Genomic DNA, 16,944 nt, shown 5'->3' with positions numbered 1-16,944 from the left:
CTGGAGGAGCCTTCTTTGGCCTGTGACCTGTGGCTGGTACCGCTCGTCGACGTGTTGTGCCACACCCCCGACAACCCGTTCGCCGACGAACTCGCGCAGTACAACAAGGTGCTGGCGGAGGCGGGGCTGCCGCCGGTGCCGGTGTTCCAGTACATGCCGGGGCTGTCCGGGGAGGTCGCCCCGGTGGCCGGCTTCGACTACGACGCGCTGCACTTCCTGCGCCGCGCCTATCTGCTCCAGGTGTGCGGGCTGCCGGTGACCCCGGTCGACGAACTGGGCGGCGACTACGAACAGCTCCTGGAGATGTTCGAGTCCACCGCCCAGCAGTCCCACCTGGTCTGGCACTACGACCACGCGGGCGCGTACGTCCCGGTCGACTTCCCGCACCCCTTGTCGAACGACGACCTTCTCGCCGGAGGCGGCCCCCTGGGGTCCGCCCAGTCCCTTCTCCGGGAGCTGGAGTTCGTCGCCCCGTCGATCGGCATCGACCCGGCGAACCCGCCGGCACCGCCCCAGGCGCCCTCCGCGCCGACGGAGTTGGAGGAACCGGCCGTCCCCGCGCCGTACGATCCCAGCCCCTTCGCCCGTGAGCGGCACGTCTGGCTGGGGCTGCACGCGGCGGCGACCCGGAGTCTGGCGCAGGGGTCGATGATCGTGTTCAGCTGACGCCCGAGGTCAACGCCCGAGCCGGGACAGCCCCTTCTGAACGTCTTCCCTGTTCATCACGGGTGTGTAGCTGATGTCGGCACCCAGTTCGAGGAAGAACGGCTCGCTGATCACCGGCATGTCGGAGGGGTCCGCCATGTCGAAGAACAGATAGGCGGTCCGCCGGCCGCCGTCTGCCGTGAAATAGGCCGCCTCGGGCTTGATCTGCTCCATCGACTCCTGGAGCAGCTTGCCGAGAGTCCCGTTCCGGATCAGCTCGTTGGCCTTCTCCGTGTCCATGGACGCCCTCATCATCATGCGCATCGCGGTCACCTTCTTCTGCTTCTCGGGTCGACGCGCGCGGGTGGCGATTTCAGGATATGCCCGGGTGCAGGGGGGCGCCCCTGGTCGGGGGCGCCCCTGGTCGGGGGCGCCCCTGGTTCACCTCTGGTACGGCAACCTGATCGTCCGCACGAGGGGCATGTCCGCGTACGCGTCGGGATCGACGGTCACCACATGCCGCCCGTCCGGCCAGTCGACCGTGGGCCGCGACAGATGGATCGCGTGGCCGAGCCGCCACTCCACGCCGTCACGCAGCAGCGCGCCCACGGTGGAGGCACCGGCGAAGTCCAACTCGACGATCTCGACGGCGGGCAACGCGCCGACGTGCTCCGCGAGTCCCTTGCGCATGCGGTCAGGCCCGTCCATGCCTATCTCGCCCACTGGGCAACCTTGATGGAGATCGAACGGCACCCCGAGGCGGCGAAGGTCCCCCACCGCGCCGAGTACCTGGCCCGGCTCGCAAGCGCCCCGAGTGAGGCGCGCGGACACCTGGCCACCGCGAGCGGCATCTACCGTGAGGCGGCCAAGGCGCTGCACAACCCGTGAGCTGGACCTGGGAGTGCGTCCCGGACGAGGCGACGGTGGCAGCCGGGGCACCGCCCGCCTTCCTGGCCGAGGTCGAGAAGAGGGTCGACGAATTGGTCAGAGCGGCCGAGGCCCTTCACCTGCATGGCCCCTCCTACCAGGACGCCGACGAGGGGGCGAAGCACGCGTTCGTGGACGGCGGCTTCTTCATCATGAACGGCTACCGCTCGCTCGTCTCGGCCCTGCGCACCCCCGCCGCCCTCGGCTATCTGTTCCTCGTGGGCGCGCTCGCGGCCTGGGTCGCGGTGGACACGCTGTTCATCTCGCACGCGGACGCCAGTTTCGCCGGGATGTGGCTGTTCTTCGCCACCGCCCCGACCTCGCTGCTGTTCCTGGTGGTGCCCAGCCAGTTCGCGCTGATCGGGGTGCCGATCGGGGCGGTGGTCCAGGTGGCCCTGCTCGGCGCCGCCTACCAGGGACTCACCCGGACCCGCCCCGTGACCGCCGGCTAGAACACGGCCGTACCGGCCTGCGTGAGCCTCCAGTTGGTGACGGCGAAGTCCGCCGGGTTCAGGGTGCCCCTGGCCGTGACGTAGTCGATCATCAGCTGGCGGATCTCGTTGGTCGAGCTGTAGGCGATGGCGGCGGAGGCGATGTGCGGGTAGCCGGAGCCGCCGTTGGCCCGGTAGTTGTTGACGGCGACAACGAAGACCTGGTCGTCGGCGACCGCGGCCCCGTCGTAGGTGAGGTTCTTGATCCGGGAGCCCTCGGCCGCGGCGATGTCGATCTCGTAGTCGACGCCCGCCGCCGTGTCGTACATGTAGTCCCAGAAGCTGTTCGCGTTGGTGAGGGTGGCGGTGTCCACGGCGGTGCCCGCCGGGACCTGGTGGTAGTACTTCGCCGCGTACTCCAGGTAGTCCCTGAGCTGGGCGCCGGTGAGTTTCTTGCCGTAGAGCGTGTTGTCGTAGATGTAGAGCCCGGCGATGTCCTTGATGGTGACGGCCCCCGCCGGGATGTCCGCCGTGCGGGAGAAGGGCGCGGCGACCGAGATCAGCGGCAGCGCCGCGTCCGCCGTCGACAGACCCGCCTTCACCGTCTCCATCTGGACCTCGTGGATGAAGTCCATGATCGGGACGTCCTTCCAGCAGGACTCCGCCGCCGAGAGGTCGGCCGTGCAGGTGCCGACGGCGGTGTTGACGTACGCGACGACCAACTCGTGGTCGGCCTCCAGGAGCCGCTTGATCTCCGGGTCCTCGTCGACCGTGTGGGGGTTGAGGGTCTGGGCGGTCTTGCTCACGACCTTCCAGCGGCCGTGCTCCAGCTCGACCTCGAAGTCGAAGACGCTCAGCCGGTAGCCCCAGCAGTACGGCTCCGAGAGCAGGACCTCCTCCCCCGTCTCCGCGTTCTTCACGGTGTACGAGGGGACCTCGACGTGGGTGTGGCCGACGAGGATCGCGTCGATGCCGGGAACCTGCTCGGCGACCAGGTTGGAGGCGTTCTCCACGTACGGGAGCGCGTCGCCGTACGACGAGGAGCCGTCCAGGCCGGAGTGGTCGGTCAGGAAGACCACGTCACAGCCCAGCGCCCGCAGTCTCGGCACGTACTTCCTCGCCTGCTCGACGAGCCCGGGGAAGACCATCTTCCCGCTGACGTTGTCCTTGTCCCAGATCGCGATGCCGGGGTTGGTGAGGCCGAGGATGCCGACCTTGATGTCGGGCGCGCCCGGGACGCGGATCTTCTTCACGGTGTACGGCGGGAACGCCGGCCGCAGGGTCTTCGCGTCCAGCGCGTTCGCGCCGAGCAGCGGGAAACGGCACTGCTTCTCGAACTTGCGCAGTACGTCGATGCCGTAGTTGAACTCGTGGTTGCCGAGGGCGGCGGCGTCGTAGCGCATGTGGTTCATGGCGACGGCCATGGGGTGTCTGGCGCCGTCCGTGATGGGGTCGACGCGCGCGAAGTAGTACGCCAGGGACGTGCCCTGGATGATGTCGCCGGCGTCGACGAGGAGGACGTGGTCCTCGCCCTTCGCCTCCCGCTGCTGCTTCACGAGCGTGGCGACCCGGGCCACACCGACGGAGTTGCCCTTCGCGTCGGAGTAGGCGGCGTCCTTGTAGTAGTCCCAGTCGAAGACGTGGCTGTGCAGGTCGGTGGTGCCCAGGATGGAGAAGGTCCAGGTGCGGGGAGCTTTGGGGGGCTCGCGGTCGGCGGCTTCGGCGGTACCGACGCCGACGGTCCCGGCGACGGCCACCGCCGCACCGGTCACGGCCGACTTCTGCACGAACTCACGGCGGTTCATGGGAGGTACGGGGCTGACGGGCATTCGGGGCTCCTGGAACGGGCGGGGAAGGAGTGGAGCAGCTACTCGCGTAGATGCTTGCCTTCCGCCAGTTACGGGCGTAACCGTGAACAGCCCATGGGCCGGTCAAGGATGTCCAAGACCGGCCCAAGCCCCCGTTACCGCAGGGCGACTTGCCGCGAACTACAGGAACGAGTTGATCTCGATCGTCTCGTCGCGGCCCGGGCCCACGCCGATCGCGGAGATCGGGGCGCCGGACATCTCCTCCAGGGCCTTGACGTAGTTCTGCGCGTTCTTCGGGAGGTCGGAGAACGACTTGGCCTTGGTGATGTCCTCGGACCAGCCGGGGAGGGTCTCGTAGATGGGCTTCGCGTGGTGGAAGTCCGTCTGGGAGTACGGGAGTTCCTCGACGCGCTTGCCGTCGATCTCGTACGCCACACAGACCGGGATCTGCTCCCAGCCCGTCAGGACGTCGAGCTTGGTGAGGAAGAAGTCGGTCAGGCCGTTCACGCGGGTCGCGTAGCGGGCGATGACCGCGTCGAACCAGCCGCAGCGGCGGTCACGGCCGGTGGTGACGCCCCGCTCGCCGCCGATCCGGCGCAGCGCCGCGCCGTCCTCGTCGAACAGCTCGGTCGGGAAGGGACCCGAGCCGACGCGGGTCGTGTACGCCTTGAGGATGCCGATGACCCGGCTGATCTTCGTCGGGCCCACGCCGGCGCCGGTGCAGGCGCCGCCCGCGGTCGGGTTCGACGAGGTGACGAAGGGGTACGTGCCGTGGTCGATGTCGAGGAGGGTGCCCTGGCCGCCCTCGAACAGGACGACCTTGTTCTCCTCCAGGGCCTGGTTCAGGACCAGGACCGTGTCGGTGACGTACGGAGCGAGCTTCTCCGCGTAGCCCAGCAGTTCCTCGACGACCTGGTCCACGGCGATCGCGCGGCGGTTGTACAGCTTGGTGAGGAGCTGGTTCTTGGCGTCGAGCGCCGCCTCGACCTTCTGGGTGAGGATCGACTCGTCGTAGAGGTCCTGGACGCGGATGCCCACGCGGTTGATCTTGTCCGCATATGTCGGACCGATCCCGCGCCCGGTGGTGCCGATCTTGCGCTTTCCGAGGAAGCGTTCCGTCACCTTGTCGACAGTGACGTTGTACGGGGTGATGATGTGCGCGTTGCCGCTGATCAGGAGCTTCGACGTGTCGACGCCGCGCTCGTTCAGACCGCTCAGCTCGGAGAGCAGGACCGACGGGTCGACGACGACGCCGTTACCGATGACCGGCGTACAGCCGGGCGAGAGGATTCCGGAAGGGAGAAGGTGGAGTGCGTACTTCTGGTCACCGACGACGACCGTGTGGCCGGCGTTGTTGCCGCCCTGGTAGCGCACTACGTAGTCCACCGAGCCGCCGAGTAGATCGGTGGCCTTTCCCTTGCCTTCGTCACCCCACTGAGCACCGAGCAGCACAAGTGCGGGCACGCGCGTACACCCCTTCCGGGTGGGGCATGTCCAAGGTCAGGGGCGTACGCGGAGGCCTTTTCCACCACCGCGTGCACCGCGACCGTCGTTGGCCGCAGTTCCGCGACCGTCGTAGGTCGCACACCGTCGGACCCGGATGCCCCGGAATAGACGAAGCCCCTGGCGCAATAGCGCAAGGGGCTCTTGCACAAAGATGCTACCCGAGGAAGCGAGGCAGGACCGAGGTGGCGACTTTCGCGACGCCGGACCAGCTGCTGGTGATCATCGATCCGATTGCCCGGAGGGCCGACGGGGAGTCCGTACGGATCGCGAAAGACGTGCTCAGCGCGGGTGCGGCGAGTACGAAGGTGTGTCTTCCGGAGAGTCCGGAGGAGTTCGCCCGGGTGCTGGCGCGGCGGGGTTCGCGGCGGCTGGTCGTGATCGGTGACGACCGCACGCTGACCCGGACGGTGTCGCTGCTGCACCGGCAGCGGGAGCTGGCCGGATGTGTGCTGTCGATGGTCCCGGTGGGGACCGTGCTGGGCGTGGCGCACGCCCTGGGGATCCCCACGGGGGCCGTCGCGGCGGCGCGGGCCGTCCTCGACGGCGCCGAGCGGCGGCTGGACCTGCTGGTGGACGACAGCGACGGGGTGGTGCTGGGGGCGCTGCGGATCCCGCCGCTCCAGCAGCTCGCCGCGCAGGAGGAGGCCGCGGGAGCGGCGGCCGCCGGGCGGCCCTGGCTCCAGTCCCTGGTCCGCACGCTCGTCCCCTCGCGTCCGCCGCGCCCCGCCGCAGCCCCCCAGCCGACCGGTCCGGCCCGGCTGCGGGTCGAGGTGGACGGGGTGACCCTGGTCGACCTCGACCAGCCGGTGGAGGCGGTGTCGGTGGCCCCGGGGGCGTCCGGGGAGGCGGAGGTGGTCGTACGGCCCCTGTCGGTGGGCGCGGAGGCGGCGCCGCTGGAGGCCAGGGGGCGCACGGTGACCGTCTCCGGCAGCGACTTCCGCTACCGCGCGGACGCGGGGGTGGTGGGGCCGGTGCGCAGGCGGACGTGGACGGTGCGGGAGGGGGCGTTGGGGCTGGTGCTGCCGGCGGGACGGTGAGTCACTCCCCCGCATCACCTTCGGGGGCCTGAAAGCCGGTGGTGTCGAGGGTGCGGTCGAAGGGGTCCGGGATGGGGAGCTTCTCACCGAAGGGCTTGCTGAAACGGACCTCGTACCCCTTCTCCGGGTCGATCTCGTCCTTCAGTCCCACCCCCGACCTCCCCAGCTCCCGGGCCCTGCCCATGAGTGCCGCCAGCTTCCCCGCCGCCGTCTCGTAGTCGAGCCCCAGCGGCGGCCGGATGTTGGAGAGGCAGTTGCGGTCGGCGTCCGTCGTGACGCCCGGCACCGGCCGGTGGGTCAGGTACGCGCCCAGGGAGTCCGCCGCCGACATGCCGGGGCGTTCGCCGACGAGGACGACCACCGTCGTCGCGCCCATCGCCGCCGCCACGTCGTCGCCGAGGGCCACGCGGGCCTGTTCGGCGAGGACGACGGGGGCCACGTTCCAGCCGGGCAGGCGCTCCGCCGTCGCCCGCACCATCGCCGCCGCGTGAGCGTGCACCGCCCGGCTGGAGAGCCCGTCCGCGACGACGAAGACGACGTCCCAGTCGCCGACCGGGAGATGCGCGCGGTCCACGGCCTCCAGCCGGCGGCCCAGGTCGGGGCGCTGGAGGTAGGTGAACCGGTCGGAAGCCGCGCTGCGGACCCGTACCGTCGGCATGCCGGGCAGCTCGGCCGCGACCCGGTCCGGGGCGAACGGCGCGTGCACGGCGTCCCGGGCCGCCGCGTGCGCGGCCTGCAGTTCCAGCCGGTGGCGGGTGGGCAGCGCGCCGCCCGCCCGGCCGAGGCCGATACGGGCCTGGGTGCGGCGGCGCAGGGCCGGCCACAGATCGTCGTGGGGTACGGATACCTCCGTCATGCCGCGAGCTCCCGTCCGATCGCCGTGAGGGGGTGGGCCGTACCGGAGATCTCGCGGATGCCGCCGCGGTCGTCCAGGAGCCCGACCGAGCCCAGCCACGCCTCGAACTCGGGCGCCGGGCGCAGACCGAGCACCTCGCGCAGATAGAGCGCGTCGTGGTAGGAGGCCGACTGGTAGTTGAGCATGATGTCGTCGCCGCCCGGGGTGCAGATCACGAAGGACGCCCCGGCCACGCCGAGCACGGTCAGCATGGTGGCGATGTCGTCGTCATCGGCGTCGGCGTGGTTGGTGTAGCAGATGTCCAGGCCCATCGGCAGACCGAGCAGCTTGCCGCAGAAGTGGTCCTCGAGCGCGGCGCGCAGGATCTGCCGGCCGTCGTACAGGTACTCCGGGCCGATGAACCCGACGACCGTGTTGACCAGCAGCGGATCGTAGCGGCGGGCCACGGCGTACGCCCGTGCCTCCACCGTCTGCTGGTCCACCCCGTGGTGCGCGCCGGCGGAGAGGGCGCTGCCCTGGCCGGTCTCGAAGTACATGACGTTGCGGCCCACCGTGCCCCGGCCCAGGGCGAGGGCGGCCTCGTGCGCCTCGTCGAGCAGACCGAGGGTCACGCCGAAGGAGGCGTTCGCGGCCTGGGTGCCGGCGATGGACTGGAAGACGAGGTCGACGGGGGCGTCCTGGGCCATCAGGTCGACGGCCGTCGTGACATGGCACAGGACGCAGGACTGGGTGGGGATGGAGTAGCGGCCGATCACACCGTCGAGCAGCTCCAGGAGGTCCCGTACGGCCTTCGGGCTGTCGGTGGCCGGGTTGATGCCGATCACCGCGTCGCCGGAGCCCAGCAGCAGCCCGTCCAGGAGGGCGGCGGCGACCCCGGCCGGGTCGTCCGTCGGGTGGTTGGGCTGGAGGCGGGTCGCGAGGCGGCCGGGAAGCCCGATCGTCGAACGGAAGGCCGTCACCACGGACACCTTGCGTGCCACCGCCACCAGGTCCGCGTTCCCCATGAGCTTCGACACCGCGGCGGCCATCTCCGGGGTCAGGCCCGGCGCCAGCGCGGTCAGCGCGGCCGTGTCCGCGGCCTCGGACAGCAGCCATTCCCGCAGTTCCCCGACCGTCATCGACGCGACCGGCGCGAACGCGGCCCGCTGGTGGGTGTCGAGGATGAGCCGGGTGACGTCGTCGTCCTCGTACGGGATGAGGGGCTGGGTGAGGAAGTCGGTCAGGGGGACGTCCGCGAGCGCCCAGCGCGCCGCGACCCGCTCCCTGGCCGTACGGGCCGCGAGGCCGGCCAGGCGGTCGCCGGAGCGTTCGGGGCTCGCGGCGGCGAGGAGGCGGGCGAGGGAGCCGAAGCGGTGCCGCTCGCCGCCGAGGACGGTCGTGTAGACGCTCATGGCGGCGACCGTACGAGTCCGGTGTTTCCCTCAGATTTCTAAAGGTCTGGTTGACATACATTTAACGCCGCGAACCGCTTGCCCGACTCATTCGGACTGAAGAGTTCCGGTCCAGCACACAGACGGACGGATCAGGAGAGGGCCACCCGATGGCAGTGGACGAGAGCGTCGCCCCGGCGGCGCAGACGAGCGACACAGGCACAGTTCACCGGCTCAAGCCCAACGCCGTGGGCCTGCTGGGCGTGGTCTTCATGGCCGTCGCGACGGCCGCGCCGATCACCGCGATGACGGGCAACGTGCCCTTCATGGTGTCCGCCGGGAACGGCACCGGCGCCCCGGCGAGCTATCTCGTCGCAATGGTCGTCCTGGCGATCTTTTCCGTCGGCTTCACCTCGATGGCGAAGCACATCACGTCCACGGGCGCCTTCTACGGCTTCATCTCCTACGGCCTCGGCCGCTCGGTCGGCCTCGCCTCCGGGCTGCTCGCGACCTTCGCGTACGTCGTGTTCGAGCCGGCGCTGATCGGTATCTTCTCGACCTTCGCCACCACGACCCTGAACGACCAGACGGGGCTGCACATCCCGTGGTGGGCGTTCGCGATCCTGATGCTCGCCGTCAACGCGACCGGTACCTGGTTCGGCGTCTCGGTCGCCGAGAAGCTGCTGGTCGTGCTGCTGGCCACCGAGGTGACGATCCTCGCCGCGATGGCGGTCTCGGTCGCCCTGCACGGCGGCGGCCCCGACGGCTTCAGCATCGACCCGGTCAACCCGGTCAACGCCTTCAAGGGCACCTCGGCCGGCCTCGGGCTGTTCTTCGCCTTCTGGTCGTGGGTCGGCTTCGAGTCGACGGCGATGTACGGCGAGGAGTCCCGCAACCCGAAGAAGATCATCCCCAAGGCGACGATGATCTCCGTGCTCGGCGTCGGCGTCTTCTACGTCTTCGTCTCCTGGATGGCGATCACCGGCACGGGCGAGTCGCAGGCCGTGAAGGTCGCGACCGACGACCCGCTGGCCCTGTTCTTCAACCCCACCGAGCAGTACGTCGGCCACTGGGCGGTCGTCGTCATGCAGTGGCTGATGATCACCGGCTCGCTGGCCTGCGGCATGGCCTTCCACAACTGCGCCGCCCGCTACATGTACGCCCTGGGCCGGGAGGGCGTCCTGCCGTCTCTGAAGAACACCGTCGGCCGCACCCACGCCCGGCACGGCTCCCCGCACATCGCGGGCCTCGTCCAGACGATCGTGTCGGCGGTCCTGATCGGGGCGTTCTGGGCGGCCGGCAAGGACCCGTACACCGGGACGTACGTCCTGCTCGCGATCCTCGGCACCATGGCGATCCTGGTCGTGCAGGCGGTGTGCTCGTTCGCCGTGCTGGCGTACTTCCGCTCGCACCACCCCGAGAGCCGGCACTGGTTCCGGACCTTCGCCGCCCCGCTGACCGGCGGCATCGCCATGCTCGCGGTGGTGGCGCTGCTGGTGTCCAACATGGGCGTCGCGGCCGGTACGGAGTCGGATTCGCTGGTACTGAAGGCGACCCCCTGGCTCGTCGCCCTGATCGCGGTGGCGGGCATCGGCTACGCGCAGTACCTCAAGCGGCGCTCGCCCGAGCGCTACCTGCTGCTGGGCCGGACGGTCCTGGAGGAGACCAAGGAGCGTTAGAACTCCCCGGGCTCCCCGGGCTCGGGCTCCCCGGGCTCCCCGGGCTCCCCGAAGAGCTGCTCGCGGTGGACCCGCCAGCGTTCCATCATGGTCAGCAGCTCGCCCTCGATGAACTCGAAGAAGGCGAGTGTCTCGGCCATGCGCCGGCCGGCGGGGGTGTCGGGGCCGAGGCTCTCGACGCCCTCGCGCAGGGCGCCCTCCCAGCGTCTGATGACGGCGTCCCGGTTGGTCAGGGCCGCGTACCACTGGTCGCCGTGCACCCGGTAGCGCTCCCGGCGCGAGCCCGGCTCCCGCTCGCGCGCCACCATGTGCGCCTGGGACAGATAGCGCACGGCGCCGGAGACCCCGGCGGGGCTGATCCTCAGCTGTTCGGCGAGTTCGGCCGAGGACATCGCGCCCTCGTCGGAGGAGAGGAGCGCGGCGAAGACACGGGCGGCCATGCGCTGCATCCCGGCCTCGACGAGCTGGGCGGCGAAGGTCTCCACGAACCTCGACACGGCCTCCGCGTCCCGGGCTGTTCCGCTCATGCGCTCCATCGCTCCATCCTAACGTCGCTTCACTCACTTCCTTAACTTCACAAATTTCTGAAAGAAGCGTACGTTCGGAGGCATGACGAAGGCCATCACGGTGTCCGGACTCCACAAGTCCTTCGGCCGCACCCACGCGCTCGACGGCCTCGACCTGGAGGTCGAGCGCGGCGAGGTGCACGGCTTCCTCGGCCCCAACGGCGCCGGCAAGTCCACCACCCTGCGCGTCCTGCTCGGCCTGCTGCGCGCCGACGCCGGCGCGGCGCAGATCCTCGGCCGCGACCCGTGGTCGGACGCCGTGGAGGTGCACCGCCGGATCGCGTACGTCCCCGGGGACGTCACCCTCTGGCGCAACCTCTCCGGCGGCGAGGTCATCGACCTCTACGGCCGGCTGCGCGGCGGCCTCGACCCCGCCCGCCGCGCCGACCTGATCGACCGCTTCGAGCTGGACCCCACCAAGAAGGGCCGGACCTACTCCAAGGGCAACCGGCAGAAGGTCGCCCTGGTCGCCGCGTTCGCCTCGGACGTCGACCTGCTCATCCTGGACGAGCCGACCTCGGGCCTGGACCCGCTGATGGAGGAGGTCTTCCAGCGCTGTGTGGAGGAGGAGCGGGACCGGGGCAGGACGGTGCTGCTGTCGTCCCACATCCTCAGCGAGGTCGAGGAGTTGTGCGACCGGGTCAGCATCATCCGCAAGGGCCGCACGGTGGAGAGCGGCTCGCTCGCCGACCTGCGCCATCTGACCCGGACCAGCGTCAGGGCCGAACTCGCGGGGCCGCCCAACGGGTTGGCCCACCTCCCGGGCGTCCACGACCTCGACGTCCAGGGCAGACGGGTACGCCTCCAGGTCGACACGGACAAACTCGACGCCGTCCTGCGGTCGTTGACGGACTCGGGCGTACGGTCGCTGACCTCGACGCCGCCGACGCTGGAGGAACTGTTCCTGCGCCACTACCAGGAGGAAGCGCGATGACGGCCCTCGCGGGCACCGGCACGCTGACGCGTTTCGCGCTCCGCCGCGACCGGGTGCTGATCCCCGTCTGGGTGGCCGTGAACACCCTGATGGTCCTGTCCATGCCGACCACCCTGAAGGGCCTGTACAGCACCCCCGTCGAACGCGCCGACCTGCTCCGTCAGATGTCCGCCAACTCCTCCTTCCGTGCGCTGATCGGGCCGGTCTTCGACGACTCCCTCGGCGCGCTCACCGCCTGGCGGGTCGGTGTCTTCGCGGGCGGACTCGCCGCCGTCACCGCCCTGCTGGTCGTCGTACGGCACACCCGGGACGAGGAGGAGAGCGGCCGCCAGGAACTGATCGCGTCCGGCGCGGTGGGCCGACGGGCCTCGCTGACGGCGGCGCTGCTCGCGGCGGGGGTCGCGAACGCGGTCCTCGCGCTGCTCGTGACGGCGGGCCTGGCCGGACAGGGCGTGGCGGGGGCGGCCGCGTTCGGCCTCGGGCTGGCCGGAGTCGGGATGGTCTTCGCCACCATGGCGGCGATCGTCGCGCAGCTCACCGAGAGCGCGCGACTGACCCGGGGCCTGACGGCGGCGGTGCTGGGCGCGGCCTTCGTCCTGCGGGCGGCGGGCGACTCGGCGACCGACGACGGATCGTCGGTGCTGACCTGGGTGTCCCCGCTGGGCTGGCTGGAGAACCTGCGGGCGTTCGCGGACGAACGGTGGTGGGTGCTGGGCCTGTTCGCGGGCGCGGTGGCCGTCCAGGCGGCCGTGGCCTACGGGCTGGCGGGCCGCCGGGACGTCGGCATGAGCTTCCTGCCGACCCGGCCGGGACCCGCCGCCGGCCGGCTGGCCTCGGCGGGCGCGCTGGCCCGGCGGCTCCAGCGGGGCGGGGTGCTGGGCTGGAGCGTCGGCTTCTTCCTCGCCGGAGTCGTCTACGGCGGGCTGACGGACGGCGCGGCCGACCTCGTCGCCGACAACGCCAGGGCACGCGAGATCTTCGAACGGATGGGCGGCCAGTCGGGACTGACCGACGCCTTCCTCGCGGCGATGGTCGGCATGCTGGGCCTCATCGCCTCCCTGTACGTGGTCGCCTCGGTGCTGCGGCTGCACGGCGAGGAGACCTCGGGCCGGGCGGAACCGGTCCTCGCGAACGCGGTGGGCCGGCTGCGCTGGGCCGCCGGCCATCTGCTGATCGCCTTCGGCGGCGCCGCCCTGATCATGCTGCTCGCCGGGCTCGGTTTCGTCGCGGGGTACGGCAAGGAGGCCGGCCCCATCCTGGCCGCCTGCCTGGTGCAGCTCCCGGCGGTGTGGGTGGTCGGCGGACTCGCGGTCCTGCTGTACGGCACGGCTCCCCGGCTGGCGCCCGCCGCCTGGGGGGTGGCGGGCGCGGTCCTGCTCATCGGCTGGATCGGGCCGGCCCTGGACGCCCCGCAGTTCGTCCTGGACCTCTCCCCCTTCGGCCATCTGCCCAAGCTGCCCGGCGGGGAGATGAGCTGGGGGCCGGTGGGGGTGCTGGCGGCGCTGGCGGGGGTGCTGGTGGCCGGGGGGCTGGCGGGGCTGCGGCGACGGGACATGACGACGTGAGACGCCGTCCGTCCCGGACCGTCACACCGAGACCGCACACCGAGACCGCACACCGAGACCGCACACCGAGACCGCACACCGAGACCGTCACACCGAGACCGTCACGCTGAGGCCCTCCAGCCCCCGGATCACGAAGTTCGGCTTCCGCTTCGGCTCCTCCGCGAGGGCCAGGGTCGGGGCCTTCTCCAGGAGGGCCGTCATCGAGGCGGCCAGTTCGATCCGGGCCAGGGGCGCGCCGATGCAGTAGTGGATACCGGCGGAGAACGAGATGTGCGGGTTCTCCGTCCGGGCGAGGTCCAGCCGCTCGGGGCGCGCGAACACCTCGGGGTCGTGGTTGGCGGACCCGAAGAGCAGCGCGACCTCGGCGCCCCGGGGGATCGTCGTCCCGTCGACCTCGATGTCGTCGAGCACCCAGCGCTCGAAGAGCTGGAGCGGGGTGTCGTACCGCATGAGCTCCTCGACGGCGGCGGGGACGAGCGTGTGGTCGGCGCGGAGCGCGGCGAGCTGGCCGGGGTTGCGGAAGAGGGCCGACCAGCCGTTGACGGTGGCGTTGACGGTCGCCTCGTGCCCGGCGTTGAGCAGCAGCACGGCGGTGGAGATCATCTCCTGCTCGGTGAGCCGGTCGCCCTCGTCGTGCGCGGCGATCAGCCCGGAGATGAGGTCGTCGCCGGGTTCCTTGCGGCGGGCCGCGATGAGCTCGCGCAGATAGCCGGAGAACTCGACGGAGGCCCGTACCGCCCTGGCGGCCGTCTCCTCCGACGGGTTGAGCTCGTACATCCCGCAGATGTCCGCCGACCAGGGCCGCAGCGGCGCGCGGTCGGCCTCCGGGATCCCGAGCATCTCGGCGATCACGGCGACGGGCAGCGGTTCGGCGACGTCGCTCAGCAGATCGCCCCCGCCCGCCTCCACCAGCCGGTCCACCAGCTCCCCGGCGAGCTGTGTGACGTACGGCTTGAGCTGCTCGACCGTGCGCGGGGTGAACGCCTTCGACACCAGCCGCCGGATCCTGGTGTGGTCCGGCGGTTCCAGGTCCAGCATCCCGTGGTCGTTGAGCGTGTGGAACGGCTCGTGCTCGGCCGGGGGCGCCGTCCGCCCGAAGTCCTCGTGGGTGAACCGGTGCTGATACGTCCGCCCCAGCCGCCGGTCCCGCAGCAGCGCCGACACGTCCGCGTGATGCGGTACGAGCCACTGGTCGGTCGGCGCGTAGTGGATCACCCGCCCCCGCTCCCGCAGCTCGGCGTACGCAGGGTAGGGATCGGCGAGGAACGCCGGGTCCCACGGGTCGAAACGAAGGTCGTCAGCTGCTGCCATGCACGGACGCTAACCGCTGATCGCACTGCTGACCAGGGGTGAGGTCAGCGGGCGGGTGGCTGTGCGACGGACGGGCCGCCCCGGTGGACCGTGGGGACGTGGTGGGCGGCGGGAGCGGGAAGCGCGTCGACGCACTCCTGCGAGCAGGCGTCGACCAGGAGGGGCAGTACGTCCGTGGCGACGCCGAGGGAGATCCAGACCTGCCGCGGGCCCGTCGGGGGCAGCGGGCCGGAGCAGACACCGCACTCCCGGCCGGGCAGGACCGGCTCGTGGAGCGCGGGGAACGGCATCCGGGTCTTGAAGTTGCCGTACAGGGCGCGCGTGCTGACCGTGCTGCCGCGCAGCTTCCGGCACCGCGTCAGCTCGTACGGGAACCAGTGCAGCCGGTAGGAGGTGTACGGGGTGAACTCCTCGAGGCTCTCCATGGCGCCGATCTCCGGCGGGATCCGCACGAGGTTGCTGCCGTAGAGCATCAGGTGCCGTACCGCCGTCAGCCGGGCGATGGTCGGCGGGAGGGTGACGATCTGCTGCCGTTGCTCGACAGGGAGTCCGCGCAGCGGTGCGAACTCCTCGCGCCCGTCGGCGGCCGCCTCCTCGACCAGGTCGAGCAGCCGCAGCCAGCCCGGCGCCGAGGTGTCCTGCCGTTCGGTGTGGATCCGCGTCCCGGCCGGCGGCGGTACGTCCGTCCGCGGCCACGCGCACCCGCACCACTGCCGCGCCTGAGCTTCCCCGCCCTCGGTCATGGCGCACAACCTACCCAGCGGCCCGGACCGGGGCCATGGGGAGACCGGGCCGGGAAATGACGGGGGCCCGGCCCGGTCGGTCATGCGAGGGAGGTCACCGGTGGTGCGGTGACGTCAGGTAGTGCTGCCTGAGGAGCTCCCGTCCGTAGTCGTTGCCGTTGGGGGTGCGGATGATCGAGTGCACGTGCTTCTGGGTGGCGCCGCTGCCCTGGGTCGCGCCGTACGCGCCGGCGAGCGGGCCGGGGGCCTGGCAGTCGACCTCGATCCAGACGACCGGGCTGTGGACGCGGACGTAGAAGGCGTCGTCGTCGCCGGTGCCGCCGGCCCAGGTGACATAGGTGTCGTCGAGGTGCTTGCGGATCTCCGCCATGCGCACCTTCGCGGCGTCGGCCTTGGCACGGCCCACGAACGCCTCGGCGATCCCGAGGAGCTTCTTCTTCTGGGCGGCGGTCAGGGCGTTGCCCCGGATGCCGGTGTACGCCTGGACGGTGTTGTCGGAGAACGCCCCCGCCTTCATCGACTCGTTGGACTTGGTCGCCGACTCGATCGCCACGGCCTGCTGGGCGGTGGTGAGGGAGTTGATGAACGCGAGGCCGGCGACGACCTCCTCGTGGCAGACGGTCACCGTCTCGCCGTCGATCTCCATCGAGGTCGGCTCCGAGCCCCAGAAGCAGGGGCTCATGACGACCTGGTCGCCGAGCACGAAGTAGTTGATCACCAGGTGGTGGCCGTCGAACTGGAAGCCCCAGGGCTCGCTGTCCGAGGGGGTGCCCATCACGGTCCAGTAGTAGGCGTCCTCGTTGAAGGAGTTCGTGTTGCCGATCGCCTCGCCGGCCGCCTGGTTGATCTTCCGGATCTTCTCCGTCGTCTCCAGGCCGTCCGCGCTCAGGGCCGCCTTCAGCAGGGCCGTGCCCAGGGCCTTCTGGGCGTCGCTGAGATCGGCGAGGGAGACGCCCTGGCGCTCGTAGGAGTCGATGTTGCTCCACAGCCGCCACTCGGTGGAGTGGACCGTGAACTGCGTCGAGGTCTTCTGGGTGTCGGTGAGACCGGCCAGGAAGGCGTTCGCCGCGGAGATCACCGGGGCGGTGGCCACCTTGGTGGAGTGGATCGTGAACAGGTCGTCGATCCGGTTCCCGTCGGTGGTCAGACCGAAGAACTCCTCGGTGATCGACTGGTTGCCGGGTCCGCCGGTGCCGCCGCCCGGGCCGCCGCTCGGCGCACCGCTCGGGGCACCGGAGGCCTCGGCGGTCGGCGTCGCGTCGTCCGCCATGGCCGCCCAGGCGCCCGCGCCGGCCATGGTCGCGACGGCTGTGGCGCCGGACGCGAAGAACACCTTGCGCATGAAGTTGCGGCGGCTCGCGTGAGCACGGCCCCCGGTTTCGGACTGCGGCTCGCGGGCCGTCGGCTCACCGGTGTCGAGCTCGGTCATCGTCCCTGATCCTCTTCTTCATGAGCCCGCCCCCACCGGACCGGCCGCCTGCCGAAGACTCTGGAGCAGCCAACTTAGGCAGGCCTTAAGCACCGGGGACAAGCCCGTCGAAAGGGACCCGCGGGAGACCCTGGGAT

Annotated in this window: 17 protein-coding genes; 7 read left to right on the top strand and 10 right to left on the bottom strand. The window is 70.9% G+C overall.

Annotation, left to right across the window (positions count from 1 at the left end):
• Positions 1-15 precede the first annotated feature (15 nt).
• Positions 16-666, top strand: coding sequence for a hypothetical protein (locus tag AQJ64_RS29430; protein ID WP_055639011.1), 651 nt, complete (start codon positions 16-18; stop codon positions 664-666).
• Positions 667-675: 9 nt separating this feature from the next.
• Here the strand turns inward: AQJ64_RS29430 and AQJ64_RS29425 are convergent, their stop codons facing one another.
• Positions 676-969 (bottom strand): hypothetical protein, encoded by a 294-nt coding sequence (locus tag AQJ64_RS29425; RefSeq protein ID WP_055639012.1) that lies wholly within the window; start codon positions 967-969, stop codon positions 676-678.
• Between the two features lie 117 nt (positions 970-1,086).
• Entirely contained in the window at positions 1,087-1,335 is a 249-nt protein-coding gene (locus AQJ64_RS29420; protein ID WP_055639013.1) for a PIN domain-containing protein, read from the bottom strand.
• A 45-nt stretch (positions 1,336-1,380) separates the two neighbouring features.
• Here AQJ64_RS29420 and AQJ64_RS49225 point away from each other — a divergent pair, with 45 nt between their 5' ends.
• Positions 1,381-1,533, top strand: a complete 153-nt coding sequence (locus AQJ64_RS49225) for a hypothetical protein (protein WP_157881215.1) — start codon at positions 1,381-1,383, stop codon at positions 1,531-1,533.
• On the top strand, positions 1,530-2,024 hold the full coding sequence (locus AQJ64_RS52100) for an SCO4225 family membrane protein (RefSeq protein WP_338060027.1): 495 nt from the start codon (positions 1,530-1,532) through the stop codon (positions 2,022-2,024). The genes AQJ64_RS49225 and AQJ64_RS52100 overlap by 4 nt, the downstream gene beginning before the upstream one ends.
• Here the strand turns inward: AQJ64_RS52100 and AQJ64_RS29405 are convergent.
• Complete coding sequence (locus tag AQJ64_RS29405; protein ID WP_055639014.1) at positions 2,021-3,808, bottom strand: bifunctional metallophosphatase/5'-nucleotidase; 1,788 nt, start codon at positions 3,806-3,808, stop codon at positions 2,021-2,023. The genes AQJ64_RS52100 and AQJ64_RS29405 overlap by 4 nt on opposite strands.
• A gap of 183 nt (positions 3,809-3,991) precedes the next feature.
• Positions 3,992-5,275: an adenylosuccinate synthase gene (locus tag AQJ64_RS29400; protein WP_055639015.1), complete on the bottom strand. Its 1,284-nt coding sequence runs from the start codon at positions 5,273-5,275 to the stop codon at positions 3,992-3,994.
• A 224-nt stretch (positions 5,276-5,499) separates the two neighbouring features.
• Here AQJ64_RS29400 and AQJ64_RS29395 point away from each other — a divergent pair, with 224 nt between their 5' ends.
• On the top strand, positions 5,500-6,354 hold the full coding sequence (locus AQJ64_RS29395) for a diacylglycerol kinase family protein (protein ID WP_059203146.1): 855 nt from the start codon (positions 5,500-5,502) through the stop codon (positions 6,352-6,354).
• Position 6,355: 1 nt separating this feature from the next.
• Here AQJ64_RS29395 and eutC read toward each other — a convergent pair whose 3' ends face one another.
• Both eutC and AQJ64_RS29385 read right to left on the bottom strand, forming a co-directional pair.
• Entirely contained in the window at positions 6,356-7,210 is an 855-nt protein-coding gene (eutC, locus tag AQJ64_RS29390) for an ethanolamine ammonia-lyase subunit EutC (RefSeq protein WP_079062014.1), read from the bottom strand.
• Positions 7,207-8,601: an ethanolamine ammonia-lyase subunit EutB gene (locus AQJ64_RS29385; protein ID WP_055637788.1), complete on the bottom strand. Its 1,395-nt coding sequence runs from the start codon at positions 8,599-8,601 to the stop codon at positions 7,207-7,209. Before AQJ64_RS29385 ends, eutC begins: the two co-directional genes overlap by 4 nt.
• Positions 8,602-8,750: 149 nt before the next feature.
• On the opposite strand from AQJ64_RS29385, the gene AQJ64_RS29380 reads away from it, so the two are divergent.
• The gene (locus AQJ64_RS29380) at positions 8,751-10,259 is read left to right on the top strand and encodes an APC family permease (protein WP_055637789.1); all 1,509 of its coding nucleotides are present in this window, start codon (positions 8,751-8,753) and stop codon (positions 10,257-10,259) included.
• Here AQJ64_RS29380 and AQJ64_RS29375 read toward each other — a convergent pair.
• A complete protein-coding gene (locus tag AQJ64_RS29375; protein ID WP_055637790.1) occupies positions 10,256-10,786 on the bottom strand; it encodes a GbsR/MarR family transcriptional regulator in 531 nt (176 codons plus the stop codon). The genes AQJ64_RS29380 and AQJ64_RS29375 overlap by 4 nt on opposite strands.
• A gap of 82 nt (positions 10,787-10,868) precedes the next feature.
• Between AQJ64_RS29375 and AQJ64_RS29370 the strand changes: the two genes are divergently transcribed.
• Positions 10,869-11,759, top strand: a complete 891-nt coding sequence (locus tag AQJ64_RS29370) for an ABC transporter ATP-binding protein (RefSeq protein ID WP_059203145.1) — start codon at positions 10,869-10,871, stop codon at positions 11,757-11,759.
• Positions 11,756-13,324 (top strand): ABC transporter permease, encoded by a 1,569-nt coding sequence (locus AQJ64_RS29365; RefSeq protein ID WP_059203144.1) that lies wholly within the window; start codon positions 11,756-11,758, stop codon positions 13,322-13,324. Before AQJ64_RS29370 ends, AQJ64_RS29365 begins: the two co-directional genes overlap by 4 nt.
• Before the next feature lie 87 nt (positions 13,325-13,411).
• Here the strand turns inward: AQJ64_RS29365 and AQJ64_RS29360 are convergent, their stop codons facing one another.
• The 3 genes from AQJ64_RS29360 to AQJ64_RS29350 all read right to left on the bottom strand — a co-directional run bounded on the left by AQJ64_RS29360 (position 13,412) and on the right by AQJ64_RS29350 (position 16,807).
• Entirely contained in the window at positions 13,412-14,635 is a 1,224-nt protein-coding gene (locus AQJ64_RS29360; RefSeq protein WP_055636710.1) for a cytochrome P450, read from the bottom strand.
• Positions 14,636-14,679: 44 nt separating this feature from the next.
• Entirely contained in the window at positions 14,680-15,378 is a 699-nt protein-coding gene (locus tag AQJ64_RS29355) for a leucine-rich repeat domain-containing protein (protein WP_240512816.1), read from the bottom strand.
• Between the two features lie 94 nt (positions 15,379-15,472).
• Positions 15,473-16,807: a DUF3500 domain-containing protein gene (locus AQJ64_RS29350; RefSeq protein ID WP_055636709.1), complete on the bottom strand. Its 1,335-nt coding sequence runs from the start codon at positions 16,805-16,807 to the stop codon at positions 15,473-15,475.
• Positions 16,808-16,944: the final 137 nt, after the last annotated feature.

Origin of the sequence: Streptomyces griseoruber, from assembly GCF_001514205.1 — a bacterium.
GTDB lineage: Bacteria > Actinomycetota > Actinomycetes > Streptomycetales > Streptomycetaceae > Streptomyces > Streptomyces griseoruber.
This window is presented reverse-complemented; position numbering and strand designations above follow the sequence as displayed.